Annotated in this window: 18 protein-coding genes; 12 read left to right on the top strand and 6 right to left on the bottom strand. The window is 60.2% G+C overall.

Translation table 11 applies throughout. The features are described from left to right. The first annotated feature begins 218 nt into the window (after nt 1-218). The 3 genes from AB4P91_RS02995 to AB4P91_RS02985 all read left to right on the top strand — a co-directional run bounded on the left by AB4P91_RS02995 (nt 219) and on the right by AB4P91_RS02985 (nt 4388). Nucleotides 219-1973, top strand: coding sequence for a carbamoyltransferase (locus tag AB4P91_RS02995; protein ID WP_047299460.1), 1755 nt, complete (start codon nt 219-221; stop codon nt 1971-1973). Further along, entirely contained in the window at nt 1966-2874 is a 909-nt protein-coding gene (locus tag AB4P91_RS02990) for a glycosyltransferase family A protein (protein ID WP_150593998.1), read from the top strand. The genes AB4P91_RS02995 and AB4P91_RS02990 overlap by 8 nt, the downstream gene beginning before the upstream one ends. 74 nt (nt 2875-2948) lie before the next feature. Continuing rightward, nucleotides 2949-4388: a hypothetical protein gene (locus tag AB4P91_RS02985; RefSeq protein WP_395604288.1), complete on the top strand. Its 1440-nt coding sequence runs from the start codon at nt 2949-2951 to the stop codon at nt 4386-4388. 3 nt (nt 4389-4391) lie between these two features. Here the strand turns inward: AB4P91_RS02985 and AB4P91_RS02980 are convergent, their stop codons facing one another. Then, nucleotides 4392-5045: a lipopolysaccharide kinase InaA family protein gene (locus AB4P91_RS02980; RefSeq protein WP_395604287.1), complete on the bottom strand. Its 654-nt coding sequence runs from the start codon at nt 5043-5045 to the stop codon at nt 4392-4394. Between the two features lie 124 nt (nt 5046-5169). On the opposite strand from AB4P91_RS02980, the gene msbA reads away from it, so the two are divergent. The 7 genes from msbA to AB4P91_RS02945 all read left to right on the top strand — a co-directional run bounded on the left by msbA (nt 5170) and on the right by AB4P91_RS02945 (nt 13414). Then, nucleotides 5170-6990, top strand: coding sequence for a lipid A export permease/ATP-binding protein MsbA (gene msbA / locus AB4P91_RS02975; protein WP_042557335.1), 1821 nt, complete (start codon nt 5170-5172; stop codon nt 6988-6990). Then, a complete protein-coding gene (locus AB4P91_RS02970) occupies nt 6984-7880 on the top strand; it encodes a GNAT family N-acetyltransferase (protein WP_150596041.1) in 897 nt (298 codons plus the stop codon). The genes msbA and AB4P91_RS02970 overlap by 7 nt, the downstream gene beginning before the upstream one ends. Nucleotides 7881-7884: 4 nt before the next feature. Further along, on the top strand, nt 7885-9285 hold the full coding sequence (locus AB4P91_RS02965) for a PIG-L deacetylase family protein (RefSeq protein ID WP_395604286.1): 1401 nt from the start codon (nt 7885-7887) through the stop codon (nt 9283-9285). 64 nt (nt 9286-9349) lie between these two features. Continuing rightward, a complete protein-coding gene (gene hldE, locus AB4P91_RS02960; protein ID WP_042557338.1) occupies nt 9350-10771 on the top strand; it encodes a bifunctional D-glycero-beta-D-manno-heptose-7-phosphate kinase/D-glycero-beta-D-manno-heptose 1-phosphate adenylyltransferase HldE in 1422 nt (473 codons plus the stop codon). A 130-nt stretch (nt 10772-10901) separates the two neighbouring features. Next, a complete protein-coding gene (locus AB4P91_RS02955; RefSeq protein WP_395604285.1) occupies nt 10902-11876 on the top strand; it encodes a glycosyltransferase in 975 nt (324 codons plus the stop codon). Then, nucleotides 11877-12563: a hypothetical protein gene (locus AB4P91_RS02950; protein WP_150594004.1), complete on the top strand. Its 687-nt coding sequence runs from the start codon at nt 11877-11879 to the stop codon at nt 12561-12563. Nucleotides 12564-12613: 50 nt separating this feature from the next. Further along, the gene (locus AB4P91_RS02945) at nt 12614-13414 is read left to right on the top strand and encodes a hypothetical protein (protein WP_150594005.1); all 801 of its coding nucleotides are present in this window, start codon (nt 12614-12616) and stop codon (nt 13412-13414) included. Between the two features lie 7 nt (nt 13415-13421). On the opposite strand, the gene AB4P91_RS02940 is transcribed toward AB4P91_RS02945, so the two are convergent. The 4 genes from AB4P91_RS02940 to AB4P91_RS02925 all read right to left on the bottom strand — a co-directional run bounded on the left by AB4P91_RS02940 (nt 13422) and on the right by AB4P91_RS02925 (nt 16930). After that, nucleotides 13422-14384 (bottom strand): hypothetical protein, encoded by a 963-nt coding sequence (locus tag AB4P91_RS02940; RefSeq protein WP_047299465.1) that lies wholly within the window; start codon nt 14382-14384, stop codon nt 13422-13424. 31 nt (nt 14385-14415) lie between these two features. Beyond that, entirely contained in the window at nt 14416-15228 is an 813-nt protein-coding gene (locus AB4P91_RS02935) for an aldo/keto reductase (protein ID WP_115145955.1), read from the bottom strand. Continuing rightward, nucleotides 15225-16400, bottom strand: a complete 1176-nt coding sequence (locus AB4P91_RS02930) for an FAD-binding oxidoreductase (RefSeq protein ID WP_150594006.1) — start codon at nt 16398-16400, stop codon at nt 15225-15227. The genes AB4P91_RS02935 and AB4P91_RS02930 overlap by 4 nt, the downstream gene beginning before the upstream one ends. A 197-nt stretch (nt 16401-16597) precedes the next feature. Beyond that, complete coding sequence (locus AB4P91_RS02925; protein ID WP_150596045.1) at nt 16598-16930, bottom strand: multidrug efflux SMR transporter; 333 nt, start codon at nt 16928-16930, stop codon at nt 16598-16600. A gap of 102 nt (nt 16931-17032) precedes the next feature. Between AB4P91_RS02925 and AB4P91_RS02920 the strand changes: the two genes are divergently transcribed. Beyond that, complete coding sequence (locus AB4P91_RS02920; RefSeq protein WP_395604284.1) at nt 17033-17935, top strand: LysR family transcriptional regulator; 903 nt, start codon at nt 17033-17035, stop codon at nt 17933-17935. 11 nt (nt 17936-17946) lie between these two features. After that, a complete protein-coding gene (gene waaA, locus AB4P91_RS02915; protein ID WP_395604283.1) occupies nt 17947-19221 on the top strand; it encodes a lipid IV(A) 3-deoxy-D-manno-octulosonic acid transferase in 1275 nt (424 codons plus the stop codon). An 84-nt stretch (nt 19222-19305) separates the two neighbouring features. Here the strand turns inward: waaA and AB4P91_RS02910 are convergent, their stop codons facing one another. Then, the gene (locus AB4P91_RS02910; RefSeq protein WP_395599464.1) at nt 19306-20739 is read right to left on the bottom strand and encodes a TolC family outer membrane protein; all 1434 of its coding nucleotides are present in this window, start codon (nt 20737-20739) and stop codon (nt 19306-19308) included. Between the last annotated feature and the right edge of the window lie 13 nt (nt 20740-20752).

Raw genomic sequence — 20752 nt, 5'->3', positions numbered from 1 at the left:
CGCAGCACGACTGCGTCGAACATTTCGACGCGTGGGCGGTTATTGAGTCAGCGGACAAGGAATATGCAAACCATTCACCCCGGGGCAATTCGCACAGGGTAATTCCCGTCACGTTTACGCTATAATCCCGCCCTTTAGCTGTCTCTCGCCCTTTGCGAGGACACATCAATTTACAAGGCGCATCGCGCCTGCACGCAGACTAAAGAGGCTAGACCCCTGTGGCATTGACGATTCTTGGCCTGTCCGGCGCCCTTAGCCACGATCCTTCAGCAGCCTTGTACATCGACGGCAAGCTGGTGGCGGCGGCTGAAGAAGAGCGCTTCGTACGCGATAAGCATGCAAAGAACCGCATGCCCTACGAATCGGCGAAGTTCTGTCTTGAACAGGCCGGCATCAAGCCGTCCGATGTCGACGTAGTGGCAATCCCTTTCGCGCCGATCAGCCTGTTCGGCAAGGCTCGCTGGCACTATGCCAAGCGCTACTGGTACGCCCCGGACCGCGCGCTTGATGCGATCCTGATGGGCAATCGTCGCTACAAGCGCTACCGCAACAAGATCGTCTGGTGCCTCGAGCAACTGGGTTTTGATCCGAAAAAGATCAAGATCGAACCGGTTGAGCACCATTTGGCCCACGCCTCCAGCGCTTACCACTGCTCCGGCTTCAAAGAGAAAACCGCGATCCTCGGTATCGACGGCAAGGGTGAGTACGCCACGACCTTCTTCGGGTACGGCGAAAACGGCAAGATCCACAAGATCAAGGAATTCTTCGATCCGGACTCCCTCGGCGGCCTGTACGGCGCAATCACCGAGTTCCTCGGTTTCGAGATGCTCGACGGTGAGTTCAAGGTCATGGGCATGGCACCCTACGGTGACGCCAGCAAATACGATTTCTCGCGTCTGGCGTCGTTCGAAAATGGCGAACTGGTGATCAACACCGACTACGCCAACGTCATCGGCCTGCGTCGCTACAAAGAGAAGGGCAAAGGCTTCTACTTCTCGCCGAAGCTGATCGAATGGCTGGGCCCGAAACGCGAAGGCGATATCGCTGACGAACCTTACATCCACTACGCCGCGAGCATGCAAGCGCTGTTCGAAAAACTGGCGTTGCAGATGATCGACCACTATTTGGGCGACGTGCTCAAGGAAACCGGCAAACTGGCTTTCGCCGGCGGCTGTGCGTTGAACGTCAAGCTGAACCAGAAAATCATCGCCCGCGATGACATCAAGGAGCTGTTCGTGCAGCCGGCGTCCGGCGATGCCGGCACCGCGGTTGGCGCAGCAGCCTATGTGTCACACGCTCGCGGCGTTCCGGTCGAGAAGATGGAACACGTCTACCTCGGCCCGTCGTACAGCAACGAAGACGTGATCGCCGCGTGTGCCCGGCACGAGAGCAAGCCTGTCTGGCGCAAGCTCGACAACATGCCGGAGCAGATCGCCAAAATCATGGTCGAGGGCAATCCGGTGGCCTGGTTCCAGGGTCGCATGGAGTTCGGTCCGCGCGCATTGGGCGGTCGTTCGATCATTGGCTGCCCAAGCGTGGCTGGCGTAGCCGATCGGATCAACCACCAGATCAAGTTCCGCGAGCGCTGGAGGCCTTTTTGCCCGTCGATGCTCGACACTGTCGCCCCACAGATGATCAAGATCGATCACCCGGCGCCGTTCATGACGTTCACCTTCGAAGTGTCTGAAGAGTGGAAAACCCGTGTGCCGGAAGTGGTCCACGAAGATGGCACGTCTCGCGCCCAGGTGCTCAAGCGCGAATACAATCCGCGCTACTATGACATGATGAAAGCGCTGGAAAACCTGACTGGCAACGGCGTGTCGCTGAACACTTCGCTCAACCGTCGTGGCGAACCGATGATCTGCTCGCCGACTGACGCGCTGAACATGTTTTTCGGCTCCGATCTGGAGTACCTGATCATGGAAGATATTCTGGTCGTTAAAGAGGGTGTAAAAGGATACGCAATTGACTGAAACCCTGATCAGCGTCGTGATCCCCGTTTACAACTACGCGCGAACCCTGCCCCGCGCAGTGGAGTCGGTGTTGGCGCAGTTGGATGAAGCGACGGCGGATTTACTGGTCATCGACGATGGGTCGACGGACGAGACGCCTGAGGTGGTGGAATCGCTGCTGCTCAAGCATGGCGGGCGTTTTCGCGCGCTGCGCAAAACCAATGGCGGGTTGTCTACGGTGCGCAATCGGGGGCTTGAAGAAACGACCGGTAAGTATCTGGTGTTTCTCGATTCCGACGACGAAATGGCACCCGGTGCACTGGCCGCGCTTTCCCAGCATATTGCCAGCAACCCGCAAACTTTGATGGTCATTGGCGCGCATTGGTCGGTATTTGCTGACGGCAGGCGCAGCTTGCAGAGCGCCAAGCCTTTGCCGTTGACGTCTCGGCAGCGTTTGCAGGGTTACCTGCTGGACAAGACCGTATCGATATCCAACGGCGCCTGCGCAATGCATCGCAGCGTGTTCGCTCCGGGCAATTACCCGGAACATTTGCGCAACGTTGAGGACCTGCCGGTGTTTGCCCAGGTATTGGCGCGCTATCCTTGCACCGTCCTCGACAAACCCCTGGCACTGATCTACAAGCATGCCGACAGCATGCGCCATGATTTGCGCCAAAGTCTTGCTGCCGGTACGGAGCAGGTCGTCAGCGAGGTGTTTTCGAGTCGACGCATGCCAAAGGAGATGCACGACCTGCGTCAGGCCTTTTTGGCGCAGCGTTGCTTGTCGCTGTTTCGCGATTGTTACTCACATGGCGAATACAGCCTGGCCAAGGGCTTCTATTTTCAGGCTCTGCGTGCAGACTGGCGCACCTTTTCGCGCTGGTCGTACACCCGCAAGGCTTTGCGTCTGCTGTTTCGATAGAGGGTCCGCGGTGACTGCGCGTGCCTTGTAATGAGTGTTGATGAGGTGGCTGGGTGAAAGGCAGGAGCGGGAAAGTGGGTACTCAGGTCGCCAGGATCATCGACGAATACCCGGTATGGCTGGCATTTTTTGGCAGTTTGCTGTTGTCGCTGATAGCGGTCATGGGGACTGCGACAGTAGGGCGTGATGCCGCGCTTTACATTGATGTCGCACAACAAGTCACCGAGCAGGGGCCCGATGTCGCCTGGGCCGCGTTCGACTGGCCGTGGTTTTCCCTTTTGCTTGCCGCTACCCATTCCATCCTGCGGTTGCCATTGGAACTGAGCGCCTACCTCTGGTGTGGCCTCTTCTTTGCCGGCACCAGCGCGTTAATGGTGGACTGCGTCCGTCAGCGTTCACCCGACATCACCCGTTGGGCCTGTCTTGTCATGCTGGCAATGCCGGCGGTCAATGCCTTTCGAAATGACATCATCCGTGAGTGCGGCTTCTGGTTTTTTTGCACACTGGCGCTGTGGCTCGCATTGCGCTGGCACGCACGTGGAGGCTGGTTGCGTGCGGCATTCATTCATATGGCAATTGTCGCGGCCGCCTTGTTTCGGCTGGAGGCGTTGTTGTTGATACCGGCGTTGGCGCTGTGGCAATTGCCCGGCCTGTGGTCGTCGAGCCGTCGCCTGTCGTTCTTCCAGTTTTCTTTGTTGCCGGTCGTTGGGTTGCTGGTCGTCTCGGTGACAGGCGTGCTCCTGTCGGCGCGCGTGGTGCTGTATCTGGACATGATTGAGCCGCACGGTGTGTTCGCCTCGTTCCAGATGCTCTGCGATCAGTTCGCCAATTCACTCATCAACAAGTATTCCCAGGATGAAGCGGGCCGAATCATTTTCTTCGGCATCCTTGCGACCATGACGATTACGTTCGTCAAGTTGATGGGGCCGTTTGCCGTCCCGTTCATATTGCGGCGCAACTGGGGCGTGCTGGGCATCTACTGGCGCGACTATCGTCCTTTCGCCTGGGCAGCGTTGCTCTACCTGGTGGTACTGGTACTGTTTTTCATCAAGCAACAGTTCATGAACGCGCGCTACATGAGTTTTCTGAATCTGTTGTTTGTGCCTGTGCTGGCGATGGGGCTGGCAGCGTTTGCTCGCGAATTTCCGCGTCTGGGCAAGGGGCTGGTAGTGCTGGCGCTGCTGGTGATGCTCTCGAACGTCATCTCCACCGGGGCCGGGAAAACCCACTATATCGAGGCCGGCCACTGGATGTCCGCCCATGTCGAATCGGACGCACCGACTTACTTTACCGATGGGCGGATCAGCTATTACGCAGGTCGCGGCTACGTGATGCCAGTCCTGACGCAGGAAGAGGCAATATCGCCAGCGCATGCTGGCGACTATCGCTATTTCGTGATCGAGGCGAAAGGTGACGAGCCATGGCTGAACGAGTGGCTGGCAGCACACAAGCTGCGCATCCTTGAGCATTTCGCCAATCGCAAAGGCGCGACCGTTGTGGTGATTGGTCGCTAGGGTTCAAGCAAGCAGTGGGCGCAGGCGCGAGATCAACGGCGCTTGCCGGTTACTCGGCAGGGCCTGTCGGTAACCTTCGATAAAGGTGTCGCCGGCGTCCTGGCCCAGCAGCCATTGCCGATCTTCCTTGTAGCGCAGCAGGTGAGCGAAATTGCGCAGGCGTTTGCTGTCGCTGAGCGAGCGCTTCTGGCAGCGCAGATCGGCGATGTCGATCAGGCCCAGATGGCCGTCGGGGGTCAGCACCACGTTGCCGAAGTGCAGCGATCGAAAGTACACGCCTTTCTCGTGCAATTGAGCAAAGTACGCGCCCAGTTGGCATCTCAGTGAGTCAGTCTCTTCGCTGGTGCCTTGTAACTGGCGTACGGTATTGCCCGCCAGCGGACTGTAATACACGCAGTCACGCTCGATGCTCGGGATGCGGTACACCGCGATGACCTTGGGGCAGAGGATGCCGCGTTGTTCAAGGGCCCGGGTGTTGTCGGCGAAGCGTTGCGCGTAGGGGTAGAACAGCGCAGAACTGAGCAGTCGTTTGCGACGGAACAGTTTGAGCATGCGTCCATCGGCCAATCTGAGCACCTTATCGCCGGAGCCGTCGGCTTCCAGTACGTGTGCACCTTTGCGCAGTGCCTCGTAAGTGCTGTGATCAATCGATTGCATATCTGGCTCCCATCATTAGCGGCGTATCTTAACCGACTTGCTCCAAGGCTGGCGTGAAGTCATGTTTATCGAGGAAAAAACGCGTGTGATATCATCCGCGCCTCACTGAATTGTGCGGATCACCATGAGCAGTCCTGAACCGAAAGCCCAGTCAACGCTGGCGATCTATTTCCGCCTTTTGGCTTACGTGCGGCCTTACGCCGGTCTCTTCCTTCTCAGCATCGTCGGGTTTCTGCTCTTCGCATCGACCCAGCCAATGCTCGCTTACATCCTCAAGTACTTTGTCGACGGTCTGGCCAATCCTGAGGCCAGTCTGTTTCCGGGCAACCCTTATCTGGGCAAGTTGCAGTTGCTCGAAACCGTGCCACTGATGATTGTGTTCATCGCCGTGTTGCAGGGTGTGGGTTCGTTTCTCGGCAACTTCTTTCTGGCGCGGGTTTCGCTGGGCCTGGTGCATGACTTGCGGGTCGTGCTGTTCAACAAGTTGCTGGATTTACCCAACCGCTTCTTCGACAAGAACAACTCCGGTCATCTGATTTCCCGAATCACCTTCAACGTGACGATGGTCACGGGGGCGGCGACGGATGCGATCAAAGTGGTCATCCGTGAAGGCATGACCGTGATTTTCCTGTTCTGCACCCTGTTGTGGATGAACTGGAAACTCACCCTGGTGATGGTCGCTATCCTGCCGGTGATCGGCATTATGGTGAACAGCACCAGCAAGAAATTCCGCAAGCAAAGCAAAAAGATCCAGGTGTCCATGGGCAACGTCACGCACGTCGCCTCCGAGACCATTCATGGTTATCGCGTGGTGCGCAGTTTCGGTGGCGAAGTCTATGAAAAAGACCGTTTTCGCGACGCCAGCCAAAGCAACACCGACAAGCAACTGACCATGACCAAGACCGGCGCGGTCTACACACCGATGCTGCAACTGGTGACGTACAGCGCCATGGCCGTGGTCATGTTCCTCGTGCTTTATCTTCGCGGTGACGCATCGCCGGGCGATCTGGTGGCTTACATCACCATGGCCGGTTTGTTGCCCAAGCCTATTCGCCAGCTCTCCGAAGTCAGCTCAACCATCCAGAAAGGCGTGGCCGGTGCCGAGAGTATTTTCGAGCAACTGGATGAGCCGGCGGAGGTGGATCAGGGCACGGTCGAGCGCGATCGTCTTGAAGGCCGTCTGGAAGTGCGCAATCTCAGCTTCCAGTACCCGGACACCGACAAAAAAGTGCTCAACGACATCAGCTTTGTCGTCGAGCCTGGGCAGATGGTCGCTCTGGTCGGGCGTTCGGGCAGCGGCAAGTCGACACTGGCCGGGTTGATTCCGCGCTTCTACCAGCATGAGCAGGGTCAGATCCTGCTCGATGGCGTAGAGGTTCAGGATTTCACCTTGCGCAGCTTGCGTCGCCAGATCGCTCTGGTGACCCAGGCCGTCACGCTGTTCAACGATACGGTGACCAACAACATCGCTTATGGCGATCTGGCTGGCGCGCCTTTCGAAGAGGTCAAACGCGCCGCTACCGAGGCTTATGCTGACGAGTTCATCGTCAAGATGCCGGAGGGTTACGAGACCATGGTCGGCGAAAACGGCGTTTTGCTGTCCGGCGGCCAGCGTCAGCGCATCGCGATCGCCCGGGCCCTGCTCAAGGATGCACCGTTGCTGATTCTCGACGAGGCCACGTCGGCTCTCGATACGGAGTCGGAACGGCACATTCAGGCAGCACTGGATCATGTGGTGCAGAACCGCACGACGCTGGTCATCGCTCACCGTTTGAGCACCATCGAGAAGGCCGATCTGATTCTGGTCATGGATGAAGGCCGCATCGTCGAGCGTGGCACTCACGCGCAGTTGCTCGAGCAGAACGGCTACTACTCGCGTCTGCATGCCAAAGAGTTTGAAGAGGGTGACGAACCTCAGCCGGCCCACGTGACCAACGTATGCTGACAATGTTTCGCAGCTTTCGTGAGCGCGGCTGGAGTGAAATCGACCGGGATGCGTACGCGGGTGCCTGGCAGCGTTTCGGTGGCAGTTTCGCGACACATCCCGAGGTGGTCGAACGGCTGTCGGCCTTCGTTGGCATCGAGCTGCGTTACCTGGGCTGGATCGTTGGCGGTGAGGTGCTTGCCGCCATTCCCTGCTGGGGGCGCCACGTCGCCTTGTCCAAGGAAGTGCTCAAGCGCGAGGGCAAGCGCGGCTTGCTGGACATGGGCAATGCAGAAATCATCCTGCCGATTGCACCCGATATCGTCGTGCCGGTCCGTCAGCGCATGGCCTATGTTTCCCAGCTGAATGCCGAGCAGATCAGTACCTTGAAAGCGCAGCCGGAGGGCCTGGCCCTGGCCCGGTTGCCGGAAGAGTATTCGAAGAAATTTCGCTACAACCAGCGTCGCGAGCAGCGCTTGCTGGAAGAGGCGGGTGGCTCGCTGGTGCCGATGTCCGACTTTACCCCGCAAGAGCAGGCCGCCGCTTACGGCGATCTGTTTCAGCGTCGCTGGGGCTTTGAAGTACCGGGCAAGGCCGGGCTGGTCGAGGTCTTCACGCTGTTGCGCGAATTCATGACCGGCTCGGTGGTCATGCTCGAATCGGCCCCCGTGGCCATTCAGGTTTTGTATCGCGTCGAAGCGCCCGAGTGGGTGTCGCTTGAATACGTCAATGGTGGCGTCGACCCGCAGAGCCGCGAGTTCAGCCCTGGCAGCGTCCTGAGCTTCGTCAACACCCAACAGGCCTGGGCAGACGCGCAAGCGCTGGGCAAGCCTCTGCGTTATTCATTCGGTCGTGCCGACCGTGAGTACAAGGATCGCTGGTGCCACACGGTGCCGGTCTACAAGGTCTGAATTCATGAGCGCTCGCAAGCAACAGCTTCTCAAGGCCCATCGACGTAACAAGCGCATGTTCCTCGTGGCCTTTCTGGTCGCGCTGCTTGTGATCGGGTTACTCATCGCATGGTGGCTGGTGCCGCTGTTGCTGGTGCTGGCCTGGGTCGCCCACGAGGCGTGGTTTGCCGATCATTTGTTCTACCGGCCCTCTGACGATTATCAATACGCGTTTCCTGCAGACGCGGCGCGTCAGGCGGTGAGTCTGAGCGATGGAGTTGTGCGCCTGAGCGAGCCGTTGGCAGCAGGCGAAACGCTTATTCTCGAACTTGAATTGAAGGCCGGCTGGCTGGGGCGCTGGATCGATCCTTACGTTCAGGTCGGCGATGATCGCCAGGATTTTGAGCGCGGGGTCAGCGGACGGCGCTTTCTGAATCTGTCTGGTCAAGCCGAAGCATTGCAGCAGGGCTCACTGACCCTGCGCGGCCGTTATTGTGCAGCGGGCACCGCCGGCACATTGTGGGTCATGGCCAGCCCTGACTACAGCCGTCAGCCTGTGATGGTCGTCGCGCCCCATGCCGATGATGCCGAGTTGGCAGCGTTCGGCCTGTATAGCCGCTGCGAGGACGTCAGCATCGTCACTCTGACCCAAGGCGAGATCGAGGCTGAAGATTTCCAGCGCCTGGGTCTGGATCAAGCTGCGGCTGCCCGGTTGAAGGGGCGTTTGCGCAGTTGGGACAGTCTGGCGATTCCGCAATGGGGCGGAGTGCCCGCCGAGCGTTGCGTGCAACTGGGTTATTACTGCCTGCAATTGCCTGCGATGGCTGCCGAACCGGGCAAGGCGTTCGGCTCCCGGGAGTCGCAGGAAAGCGATGTGCGCAGTGTGCGCCGGCACAATCCGCTGGCCTTGCCCGGTGATGTCGATGGTCAGCCGACCTGGCAGAATCTGGTCGGCGACCTGGCGAAACTGCTGGAACACTATCGTCCCGAGGTGCTGGTCACGCCGCATCCTGAGCTCGACCCCCACAGCGATCACGTCGCCTCCACTCAAGCCCTGCTTGAAGCCATTGCCCTGAGCAACTGGAAGCCGACGACCCTGCTGATGTACGCCAATCACCTGCATGACAATGACCGCTGGCCGATGGGGCCTGCCGGTGCCGGTATCGCCTTGCCGCCCGCGATCGAGCCGTTGCCGGCTGACCGCTTGTGGAGCCCGTTGCTGTCGGCGGATACGCAACTGGACAAGGCCATGGCGCTGGCGATGGAGCATGACTTGCAGGGCGGGCAAGCGTTCAAGCGCCAATTGCGCCGCTGGATCCAGCAGGCTCTGGCCGGGCGCCGCTGGCCTGTCACGGGCAGTAACGAATTTTTCCGCAAGGCTGTCCGGCGCCACGAATTGTTCTGGGTGCGCGACCTTTCAGATTGAGGCGGACGGCGCTTTTCCCTGTGTTAATATCGCGCCCCTGTTCATTTTGTATGTGGGTTGCTCCATGAAGTTGTCCATGCCGCGTTTCGATCAAGCCCCGGTCTTGGTAGTCGGCGATGTCATGCTCGACCGTTACTGGCATGGCGGAACCTCACGGATCTCCCCTGAGGCCCCGGTGCCGGTCGTTAAAGTCGAGCAAATCGAAGATCGTCCGGGCGGTGCCGCGAACGTTGCCTTGAACATTGCCGCGCTGGGTGCGCCGGCGTCCCTGGTCGGTGTGACCGGTGACGACGAAGCTGCCGACAGCCTGAGCAACAGTCTCAAGGGCGCGGGCGTACGTGCCTTGTTCCAGCGCATTGCGCACCAGCCAACCATCGTCAAGCTGCGGGTCATGAGCCGGCACCAGCAATTGCTGCGAATTGACTTTGAAGAACCGTTTGCCACCGATGCCCTGGCCCTCGCCTCGCAGGTCGATGATCTGCTGGAAGGCATCAAGGTGCTGGTGTTGTCCGACTACGGCAAAGGCGCACTGAAAAACCATCAGGCGCTGATTCAGGCTGCCCGCGCCAGGAATATCCCGGTGCTGGCCGACCCGAAGGGCAAGGATTTCTCGATCTACCGTGGCGCCAGCCTGATCACCCCCAACCTCAGCGAATTCGAAGCCATCGTCGGCGGTTGCGCCGATGAGCATGAGCTGGTGAGCAAGGGCGCTGCGCTGATGCACGACCTTGAGCTCGGTGCGCTGCTGGTGACCCGTGGCGAACACGGCATGACCCTGCTGCGTCCTGATCATCCGGCGCTGCACCTGCCGGCCCGTGCGCGAGAAGTGTTCGACGTCACCGGTGCCGGTGACACGGTGATCTCGACGCTGGCTGCTGCCATCGCCGCCGGCGAAGAGCTGCCCCATGCCGTGGCGCTGGCCAATCTGGCCGCAGGCATTGTGGTCGGCAAACTCGGTACGGCGGCCATCAGTGCTCCGGAACTGCGTCGCGCCATTCAGCGTGAAGAAGGCTCCGAGCGCGGTGTGCTGGGCCTGGAACAGTTGATTCTCGCGGTGGCCGATGCCCGGGCACATAACGAAAAGATTGTGTTCACCAATGGCTGCTTCGACATTCTGCACGCCGGCCACGTGACCTATCTGGAACAGGCGCGCGCCCAGGGCGATCGTCTGATTGTCGCGGTCAACGACGATGCTTCGGTCAGTCGCTTGAAGGGGCCGGGTCGCCCGATCAACAGTGTCGACCGCCGCATGGCCGTTCTGGCAGGGTTGGGCGCGGTGGACTGGGTCATCAGTTTCCCTGAAGGCACCCCGGAAAACCTGCTGCGTGAAGTGAAACCGGACGTGTTGGTCAAGGGCGGCGATTACGGAATCGACCAGGTGGTCGGCGCCGACATCGTGACGTCTTATGGCGGCACCGTGAAAGTGCTGGGGCTTGTGGAAAACAGCTCGACGACCGCCATTGTCGAAAAAATCCGCAGTCGCTGATCAGATGAATTTTTACCGTTGTGTACTGCGTGTGAACGGATTTTGCCTTGGGGATCTAGCCGTTTCCGTTGATGTCGGCAGGTTTGAATCCGATGCGCTTGCCTGCCTACGTCGCGTGGTCAATTAACCTATGAAAGTCATGCTACTGGTGATGGACGAGCAGCGGGTCATTCTCGACCGGCTCTACGACATCGTGCAGCAGAACTGTGATGAATGCGTCATCTACCGTCTGAGCAAGCAGCAACAGATGAATCTCGGGCCGTTTCTGGCTTCGGTTGACTATCAGACGTTCGACCGCGTGGTGATCTTCTCCCGGGTCAAGCGCCTGGCCACGCAATTGCGGGTGCTCAAGTGCATTCCCGGGCTGGTGTTCCTGGAGCACGACGCCTACCAGAACTACATGCCTGCCAGCAAATACCGTGGCGTGTATTCGCGTCTCTACAGTCGTCTACCGAGCTGCCGCGCGCTGGTGTCGGGCGCCGTGGTTGCCCGCAAAATGCTCGCTGATGGCATCGACACAGTCTTCGTCTCCAAGGGTTACGACGAGCAGATGCTGCGCAATACTGGCGCTGAGCGGGATATCCCCATCGGTTTTCTGGGCAGCCTGAAAAGCACCGAGTACGCCGAGCGCAAGGCGATGCTTGAGTCGCTCGCGCAACGTACCGGCATGCTGGTGACTCGCACTAAATCGGGTTCGGAATACCTCGAAACACTCAATCGCATCAAGATTTTCGTCAGTGCTGACATCGGCATGAACGAGTTCATGATCAAGAATTTTGAAGCCATGGCCTGTGGCTGCGTGCTGCTGGCCTGGAGCCAGGGTGAAGAAGACCAGTTGCTCGGTTTTGAAGACATGCACAACACCGTGTTTTACCGCAGCGCAGACGAGGCCGTTGCGAAGATAAAACTGCTGCAGGACGACCCGGAGCTGGCGCAACGCATCGCCATGAAGGGGCAGGAGTTTGCGCAAAGTCGCTATTCTTTCGCCCGCGTTGGCCAGGCCCTGGCCACGGAAATCCAGCGCGAGATGCGCCCGTGGCAGCCGCCTTCGGCGTTCACGCAGTTCTGGGTCAAGCTACGCTACGGGATGAAGGTGCCGACCTGAATGAAGGACGAACATATGGCGCTGGACGCGCTGCCTGGCGGTCACCAGTCGGTTCTGGAGGCGCTGCCCGAGCCATTGCAGGCATGCCTGAACCGTGCGCCCAGGGTCGTATTGATCGCCAATAATCCGGCCATAACGGCGGCGGATTTTCAGGCGTTGAACATCGGCGTCGATGACGTCGTGGTCAGCTTCAATACCTGCATCAAGGCCTCACTGCTCGACTCGCGAAGCGTGAACGTCGTCGTGCATGGCTATAACGCGCAGGACGCGTACTTTTTTGGCCTGCCTCTGGGGCCGGACGTGCAGCGGCTGTTTGATCAGGCGGGTGAGCGCTGTTTCACCATGCTGGTCGGCTGTGCCGCACCGATGAGTCCGCTGACTCGGGTGGCCATGTACTGGGATCGCATTCCGCTGCCACCGCTCTGGAACTATCCGGTCGACCGGCCGGGCGGCAAGCGCTACGTTGGCCCCTCCACCGGTTTCAACACGCTGGTGTTGTTCGACTGGTTGCGCGGTCACGCCGGTTACACCTATCAGCTCATGACCCTGGGTTTTTCCAACGAAGCTGGAAAACTGTGGGGTGGGCATGCCTGGGATTACGAGCGCGACTGGCTGCAGAAATCGGACGTCATCGTCGTGCCGCTGCAACCCCGCCGCTGGTGGCAGAAGTTGTTTCGCCGCAAATAAGCGAGTCCGTGCCGGCCGACCCGTACAACTTTCGAAAAAGGTGCTGTTGAGTGTTGAAAATTGCCGTGGCTTTTTTCGGTATCCCGAGAAACTCGCCGATTTGTTTTCCTTCCATCGAGCAGAACGTACTGGCGCAGTTACCGGCGGGCAGCGACGTGAAGTGCTTTTATCACCTGTACAAAATCGATGAAGTGCAGAACTCCCGTTCAGGCGAAAAAGGCGAGCTGGCGGCGGACAACTACCAGCCATTCGAGTCGATGACCGGGACGCTGACCTCGACCGAAGGCGTGCTGGAGCGTTGGGATTTCGAGCAGGTCAAGGCACAGGGCGATACCTGGGCGGATGATTTTGCATCGTTGCGCAACCTGACCTATCAGCTCAACTCACTGCACACCGTCACCCGCATGATTGAATCCTTCAATCCCGATTTCGTGGTGTTCGTGCGTCCGGACAATTTCTTCCACAACCCGCTACCTGCCTATGTGTTCAATCATCCAGAAGCGCGGCGGCACAATGCCTACATTCCCGACTGGCAATGGTGGGGTGGATTGAACGACCGCTTTGCCATTTGCGGTCGCGATACTTATGTTGCGTATGGCAAGCGGATCGAGCGCATCTTCGAGTTCTGCAAAGCGACGGGGAGGAAGCTGCACTCCGAACGCTTGCTCAAATTCGCGTTGCAGCAGGCCGACGCCAAGGTTTGCACACTGAAGACCCAGGCTTCGCGGGTGCGTATTACCGGCGCGTTTGCCGAGGAGTCGTTTTCGCCCAAGCGCGGCATGGGCAAACGCGAGAATCGTTACTTCCACTTCTTCGCCACGGTGCGCACGTGGCTGGATCGCCGGCGCTGACCGGCAGTCAGCGCGCGCGCTTCTTGCCCAGGCCCACAAGGCGCAACGCCTTGAGGCTTAGCTGCTTGAGGCCCGCACGAGGGGGCTTTGCCGGTTGCAGGCCCTGTTGCACGAGCCAGTCTTTCCAGCGAATCCGCTCTTCGCGCACCACCCAACCTTCTTGATTCGCAAAGCTCTCGGCCAGATACAGCCCGCGGGTGCTGGCCGGTAGCAGTTTGTCGCGCTTGAGGGTGTACAGCTCGGCCAGTGGCGCGCCGTCCTTGAGTGGCATCAAGTACAGATCGGGGCGCTTGCGGTCGAGTCGCGCCACCAGTTGATCGCCTTCCAGACGCTCATCGACGTGGAACAGGCTCAGGGATTTGGCTTCCTTGGGCACGTCCAGGCGCAAGTCATAGATCAATTGCAGCGACGCCGTCGGCAAATGCACATAGGCCCGCGGCCGCTCCAGCAATTGCAGATTGGCGCTACGAATGGGGCGTGCCGAACCGGACAACGGCGTCAACCGAAACGGCAAAGCTTCGCGATAGTGCAGGGCAGAGGAGTAGGGCGCTGGCAGCCAGGTGTCGTTGAAACGCCCGCCGAGCCAGCCTTCGGGGGTTTCCAGCAAACACTCTTCGGCGATTTCCTGAATGGCCGTGTGCAGCGGAATATTCAGTTCGTGAGCCGGTACGTAACCGGATATCAGCTTCAGTACCACATCGCCGCGATCCTGCCGGCGCTGGCGCACCAACACCCAGTAGTCGCGATTCTGCCAATGCAGGGTCAGGCGCACCGAGACTCCCAGATTCGCCAGCTCCAGCGAGAAGCGCTCGGCATCCGCCACGCTGACCGGTTTGCGTCGCTGCAAGGTCTGGGTGAAATTCAGCGGCATTCCGACGCTCTGATACGTCAGGCCTTCGGGCGTAGCTTCGACGAACAGCGGCAGAGTCTTGAAGTTGCTCGGGTTCTTTCTGATGAGCGTGCGCGGCATATCGGCTCCTGCTTAAGGCCGCGGGGCGGCGTCAGTGACTACGAAGGACCTGGGCAACGGTCGCAACGTTGTGGGCGAGGTGCAGCGGATTGATCGTCCCGACGATAGCACTGGCGACGCCAGGTTGCGCGAAAAGCAACTCGAAGCTGGCGCGCACCGGATCCACGCCCGGGCTCAGGCAAACGTGACCGCTGGCCAGGGCCTTCTTCACCAGAATCGCTTTGCCGTGCGCAGCAGCATAGTCAATGACAGCCTTCTCGTTTTGTTCGTTCAGATTGTAGGTGACCATCGCGCAGTCGCCTTGCTCCAATGCTTTGAGGCCACCTTCGACGGTCTTGCCGGAAAAACCGAAGCCGCGAATCTTGCCCTCGGCCTTGAGCGCGGCGAGTGTGGCATAAACCTCTTCGTGCTCAAGAATGGCCAGGTCGTTGCCATCGGAGTGCACCAGCACCAGATCGATAACGTCCGTTTCCAGACGTTGCAGGCTGCGTTCGACCGACAAACGCGTATGCGCCGCGCTGAAATCGTGTCGCGAGAGGCCGTCGGCAAACTCTTCGCCGACTTTGCTGACGATCACCCAATCCTGACGCTGGCCGCGCAACAGCGGGCCAAGACGCTCTTCGCTGCGACCGTAGGCCGGGGCCGTGTCGATCAGATTGATGCCCAACTCGCGTGCCTGCCTGAGCAGCATCCGCGCTTCGTCGTCATCGGGAATCTGGAAGCCGTTGGGGTATTTCACCCCTTGATCGCGGCCAAGTTTGACCGTGCCCAGGCCCAGCGGTGAGACCGTCAGGCCGGTACTGCCCAGCGGGCGGTGAAAGTCATGCAGGGTGGCAATGCTCATGGCAACAGTTGCTCCCAGGCCGGAACGCCCATCGGTGGTTTTGGCAGCGCTGGCAACGGTTCGCCGGGTTGCGGCTGGATACCGTCGCGCTGCAAAGAGGCCATCACTCGGTCAGCAAAGTCCGGCGCCAGCGCCAGCTTGGTCGGCCAGCCGACCAGCAAGCGACCTTCTTCGGCGAGGAACGCGTTGTCCGGGCGCGTCAGACCGGTTTGCAGCGGCTCGGCCCGGTCGACGCGCAACGTCGCCCATTGCGCGGTGCTGAGGTCGATCCACGGCAACAACTGGGCGATTTCTTTTTGCGCGGTGGCGATCTGTTCGGCGGGTTCGCGGTTCACGCCTTCACTTTCGGCAATGTCGCCACCCATGTACCAGACCCACTGGCCATCAGCCGCCGGATGCGTGGTGACGGTAATGCGCGGTTTGGTGCCGCCGCCCAGGCAGTGGGCGTACAGCGGTTTCAGGCCGGGGCCTTTGGCGAGGATCATGTGCAGCGGCCGGCGTTGCATGGCCGGTTTGCTCAGGCCCAGGTGCTCGAGCAAATGCGCGGTGCCTTCGCCAGCACTGAGCACGATGCGCTGGGCGCGGATCTCGCGACCGTCGACCTTCAGGCCCACCAGCACGCCTGCTTCCAGCAACGGCTCGATGGTCTGCCCGGCGAGCAGACCGTCACCGGCCAGCTCGGCCAGACGCTGGATCAGGCTCGGCACATCGACCACCAGTTCGGCCAGGCGATAGACCTTGCCCTTGAAACGCTTGTCTTGCAGGGCTGGCGGCAGTTGATCGCCCTTGACCTGATCGACGCGGCCGCGCACGGCTTTACTGGCGAAGAAACTGGTGAGGTTGCCGGCGAGGGTGCCCGGCGACCACAGGTAATGGGCTTCAGAGAGCAGGCGCACGCCACTCAGATCCAGCTCGCCGTTGCCGGCCAGCGCTTCACGCCAGCGTCGCGGCATGTCGGCGATGGCTTCCGAAGCACCGGTCAACGCGCCGTGCAGCGCGTACTTGGCACCACCGTGAATGATGCCTTGGGATTTCACACTCTGCCCGCCACCGAGGCTGGCACTTTCCACCAGCACCGTCGAAAACCCCTGGCGGCGCAGGCGCGCATTCAGCCAAAGGCCGGCGACACCAGCGCCGACAATCAGAACGTCGGTGGAAATAACGGATGGCATGCAGCGACCTCAGTGTTCAAGACGAGGGCGCAGTATACAGACTCGGGAAAGAGGCGGATTTGTCGGTGATCAATCGGCATCCCGCAAACCCTGTGGGAGCGAGCTTGCTCGCGAAGAGGGAGTGTCAGTCGAGAAAAATGTTGCCTGATACACCGCTTTCGCGAGCAAGCTCGCTCCCACAAGGAGTTTGGTTGGCCTTAATGGCCCGCCGTTTTCGAGAATAGCTGGATAACGACCACGCCCAGAACAATCAACCCCATCCCCAGCATCGCCGGCACATCCAGCTTCTGCCCATAGATGAACAGTGCCGCGACACTGACCATCACAATGCCCATTCCGGCCCACACCGCGTAGGCGACACCCACCGGCACCGTGCGCACCACCAGGATCAGCATCCAGAACGCGACGGCGTAACCCACGATCACTACCAGCAGCGGCAGCGGTGTACTGAAGCCTTTGACCGCTTTCATCGAAACGGTGGCCATGACTTCGGCGCAGATGGCGATGGCAAGGTAGGCGTAGGCGTTCATGTGTAATCCTCGTGTGTAACGTTACTTTCTGAGGTCGGCATTTTAGAGGTTGTTCAGATGCGGTAAAGTCATTACCTATCTGGTTGGGAGATGGGTTGCGCGATGAGTATGCAGTGGAATCTGGATCAGTTACGCGTGTTTATCGCGGTTGCCGAACAGCGTTCGTTCTCCGCCGTGGCCCGGCAACAGCGCAAGGCGCAGTCGGCGATCAGCAGTACCATCGCCATGCTCGAGGACGATCTGGGGGTGAGCCTGTTTGAGCGTAGCAGCGGTCGTCAGCCGAGGCTCACCGAAGCGGGGGAGGCGCTGCTCGAGGAGGCGCGAGAAGTCTTGCGCCAGTGTGAGCGCCTGAATGGCCGGGCCATGGCGATGATGCGCGGCCAGGAAGCGCAACTGCGCGTGGCGCAGGATGAGGCGATGCCCTATCAGGCGCTGGTGGAAAGTTTCGGCGCGCTGGCCGATCAATTTCCCAGCCTGGAAGTACAACTCACCAGCGCTGCTCAAGGCGAAGTCGCACGCAAACTCGTCGAGCGCCGCGCCGATCTCGGCTTGCTGTTCTACCACGATGAAATCCCCGAGGCGCTGGAGCGACGAGTACTGGGGAGCGTGGAAATGGTCACGGTCTGCGGGATCAATCATCCGTTGGCGACGCAGACGTATGTGACCTGCCAACAACTGGCGCAACACCGGCAACTGTTGATGTCGACGCAAACCAGTGTCTACCCCGGCAACGAGCCGGCCAGCCCACAGGTGTGGCGTGCCGACAGTTTTTACGTGATGGCCGAATGGCTGGTGCGCGATCTGGGCTGGGCGTGGCTGCCCAGGCACGTGGTGCAGTACTCGGCCTATCAGGGCTTGATGGTCGAACTCGACAGTGAATGGACGCCGCCAGCGCTGGTGGTGGAGCTGGTCTGGCGGCGCGACGAGCCGCTCGGCCCGGCTGCGCGTTGGCTGGCCGAGCGTTTTGCCGTGCACTTGCGCGCGATCGACGGAAAAAGTCGATAAACTCCGCCGCCATGAATAGAACTCTCTACACCGCGCTGTTTTACCTGGGGCTGCCATTGGTGGCGATTCGGCTGTGGCTGCGGGCGCGCAAGGCGCCGGCGTATGCCAAGCGCATTGGCGAACGTTTCTCTTACGCGATGCCGGCGCTGCAACCCAGCGGTATCTGGGTACACGCGGTGTCGGTGGGCGAAAGCATCGCCGCCGCGCCGATGATCCGCGCGTTGCTGCAACGTTATCCACAGCTGCCGATCACCGTGACCTGCATGACGCCGACCGGCTCGGAGCGGATTCAGGCACTGTTCGCCTCCGAGCCGCGCATCCAGCATTGCTATCTGCCCTATGACTTGCCATGTGCAGCGGCGCGTTTTCTTGATCGCGCACAGCCGAAACTGGCCGTGATCATGGAAACCGAACTGTGGCCCAACCATATTCATCAGTGCGCCAAACGCGGCATCCCGGTGGCGCTCGCCAACGGACGATTGTCCGAACGCTCGGCCAAGGGTTATGGCCGCTTCAGCAAACTGACTGCGCCGATGCTCGCCGAAATGAGTTTTTTTGCCGTGCAGACCGAGGCCGAAGCTCAGCGCTTCCGCGATCTGGGTGCGCGTCCGGAGACCGTCGAGGTCACTGGTTCGATCAAATTCGACCTGACCATCGACCCGCAACTGCTGCAACGCGCCGCCCAATTGCGTGGTCAGTGGCAGGCGCTGGAGCGACCGGTTTGGATCGCCGCCAGCACCCATGACGGCGAGGATGAAGTGGTGTTGAACGCCCATCGGCGTTTGTTGGCCAATCATCCGGATGCGTTGCTGATTCTGGTACCGCGTCACCCGGAGCGCTTCCACTCGGTGTTCGAACGGTGTCAGCGCGAAGGTTTTGCCACGCTGCGTCGTTCGACCGCCGCCAATGTCGATGCGCAAACTTCGGTGCTGCTCGGCGACACCATGGGTGAGCTGCTGTTTCTCTACGCCTTGGCCGACAGCGCCTTTGTCGGCGGCAGCCTGGTGCCGAATGGCGGACACAATTTGCTGGAGCCCGCCGCACTGGCGAAACCGGTGATCAGCGGCCCGCACCTGTTCAACTTCCTCGACATCGCCGCGCAGTTGCGCGAGGCCGGGGCGTTGGTTGAAGTGGATGACGCCGAAGGGCTGGCAGTGGAAGTCCAGCGCCTGTTCGAACTGCCACGGGATGCACAGCGTATGGCTGATGCGGGGCTGGCGGTGATGCGCCGCAATCAGGGCGCGTTGCAGCGTTTGCTGGATGGCTTGGGCCGACTGATCAAATAAAGCAAAAAGATCGCAGCCATCGGCAGCTCCAGCATGGAAATGCATTCCAATGTAGGAGCTGCCGAAGGCTGCGATCTTTTGCTTTTAAGGGCGGGCCTTGAGTTGCTCTTCCGCAGCCTTGGCCAGATCCGGTGGCAAGAAGTCCTTGTCCGGGTTGTAGTCGGCTTTCAGGTAACGGCGCAGATCCTCCAGATCACCTGGGTTCAACGTCCCCGCCGCCTGCTTCAAGCGCAGGTTGTCGAGGATGTAGTCATAACGCGTGTTGTTGTAGTTGCGCACCGAGGTATACAACTGGCGCTGCGCATCGAGCACGTCGACGATGTTGCGCGTGCCCACCTGATAACCGATTTCCGTGGCTTCCACCGCGCTCTGGTTTGAGATGATCGACTGGCGGCGCGCCTGCACCTGCTCGACGTCGGTGTTCACCGCGCGATGCAGGTTGCGAGTGTTTTCGACGACTTGCCGGCGCAGGGCTTCGCGCTGCTGCTCGGTTTGGTCAAGCCGCGAGTAGGACTCACGCACCTGGGAGCTGGTCAGCCCGCCGCTGTAGATCGGAATGTTCAGTTGCAGGCCCAGTGTGCTCTGCTCGACGTTGCCACCGTAGGGTGTGCCAAAGGCGTTCGGGTTGGCGAAACCGAGGGCGTCGTTGTCACCTTTTTCGTATTTGGCCACCGCATCGAGGGTCGGCAAGTGGCCGGCCTTGCGCTGTTTCAGGGTCTGCTCGGCGGAGCTGACGGCGTAGTTGCTGGCGAGCAGATTAAGGTTCTGTCGGGCGGCGGTGTCGACCCATGACTTGGCGTCATTCGGCGCCGGCGGCAGGATCGGCAACGTGTGGACAATGCCCTGAATCGAGTTGTACTGGCGGTTGGTCAGGGTGATCAGCGCTTCGAACGCATCATCGACCTGACGCTGCGCGACGATGCGGTTGGCGCGCGCGGTGTCGTAGCTGGCTTGCGATTGCAGCACATCGGTCTTGTCCGACAGGCCGACGTCGAAGCGTTCGTTGGACTGGTCGAGCTGGCGCTTGAATGCGGCTTCTTCAGCCTTGGTCGAGGCCAGGTTGTCCTGGCTGCGCAGCACGTTGAAGTAGCTCTCGGCCGATTGCAGGATCAGGTTCTGCTCGGTGGCCGACAGTTGCAGCGCGGCTTGTTCGTTGACGTCTTTGGCAGCCTGGTACTGGAACCAGCGATCGGCGCGGAACAGCGGCTGAGCCAGGGTCGCCTGATACGAGTGAGCGCTGCGGTTGGCGATGGCTGACGGCTGGTCGAGCGAAGTGCGCACATCAGCGACTTCGGCGCCACCGGACAGATTCGGCAGCAATCCGGCGCGAGCCTGTGGCACCACTTCTTTCTGTGCACCGTACTGGGCGCGGGCAGCGGCCAGGTCGGCGTTGTTGTCGACCGCTTCCTGATAGACGCTGACCAGATCGGTTTTGGTCGACAAGGGCGCTTCTGCTGCCCAGGCCATTGCGTTGGACGCACAAGACACGGCAAGAGCCAGTGAAAGTTTGCGCAGCATGAGGCGATCCCTA

Source organism: Pseudomonas sp. B21128 (assembly GCF_044218865.1).
GTDB lineage: Bacteria > Pseudomonadota > Gammaproteobacteria > Pseudomonadales > Pseudomonadaceae > Aquipseudomonas > Aquipseudomonas iridis.
The sequence above is the reverse complement of the archived record's forward strand: the minus strand, read 5'-3'. Positions and strand labels throughout refer to the sequence as shown.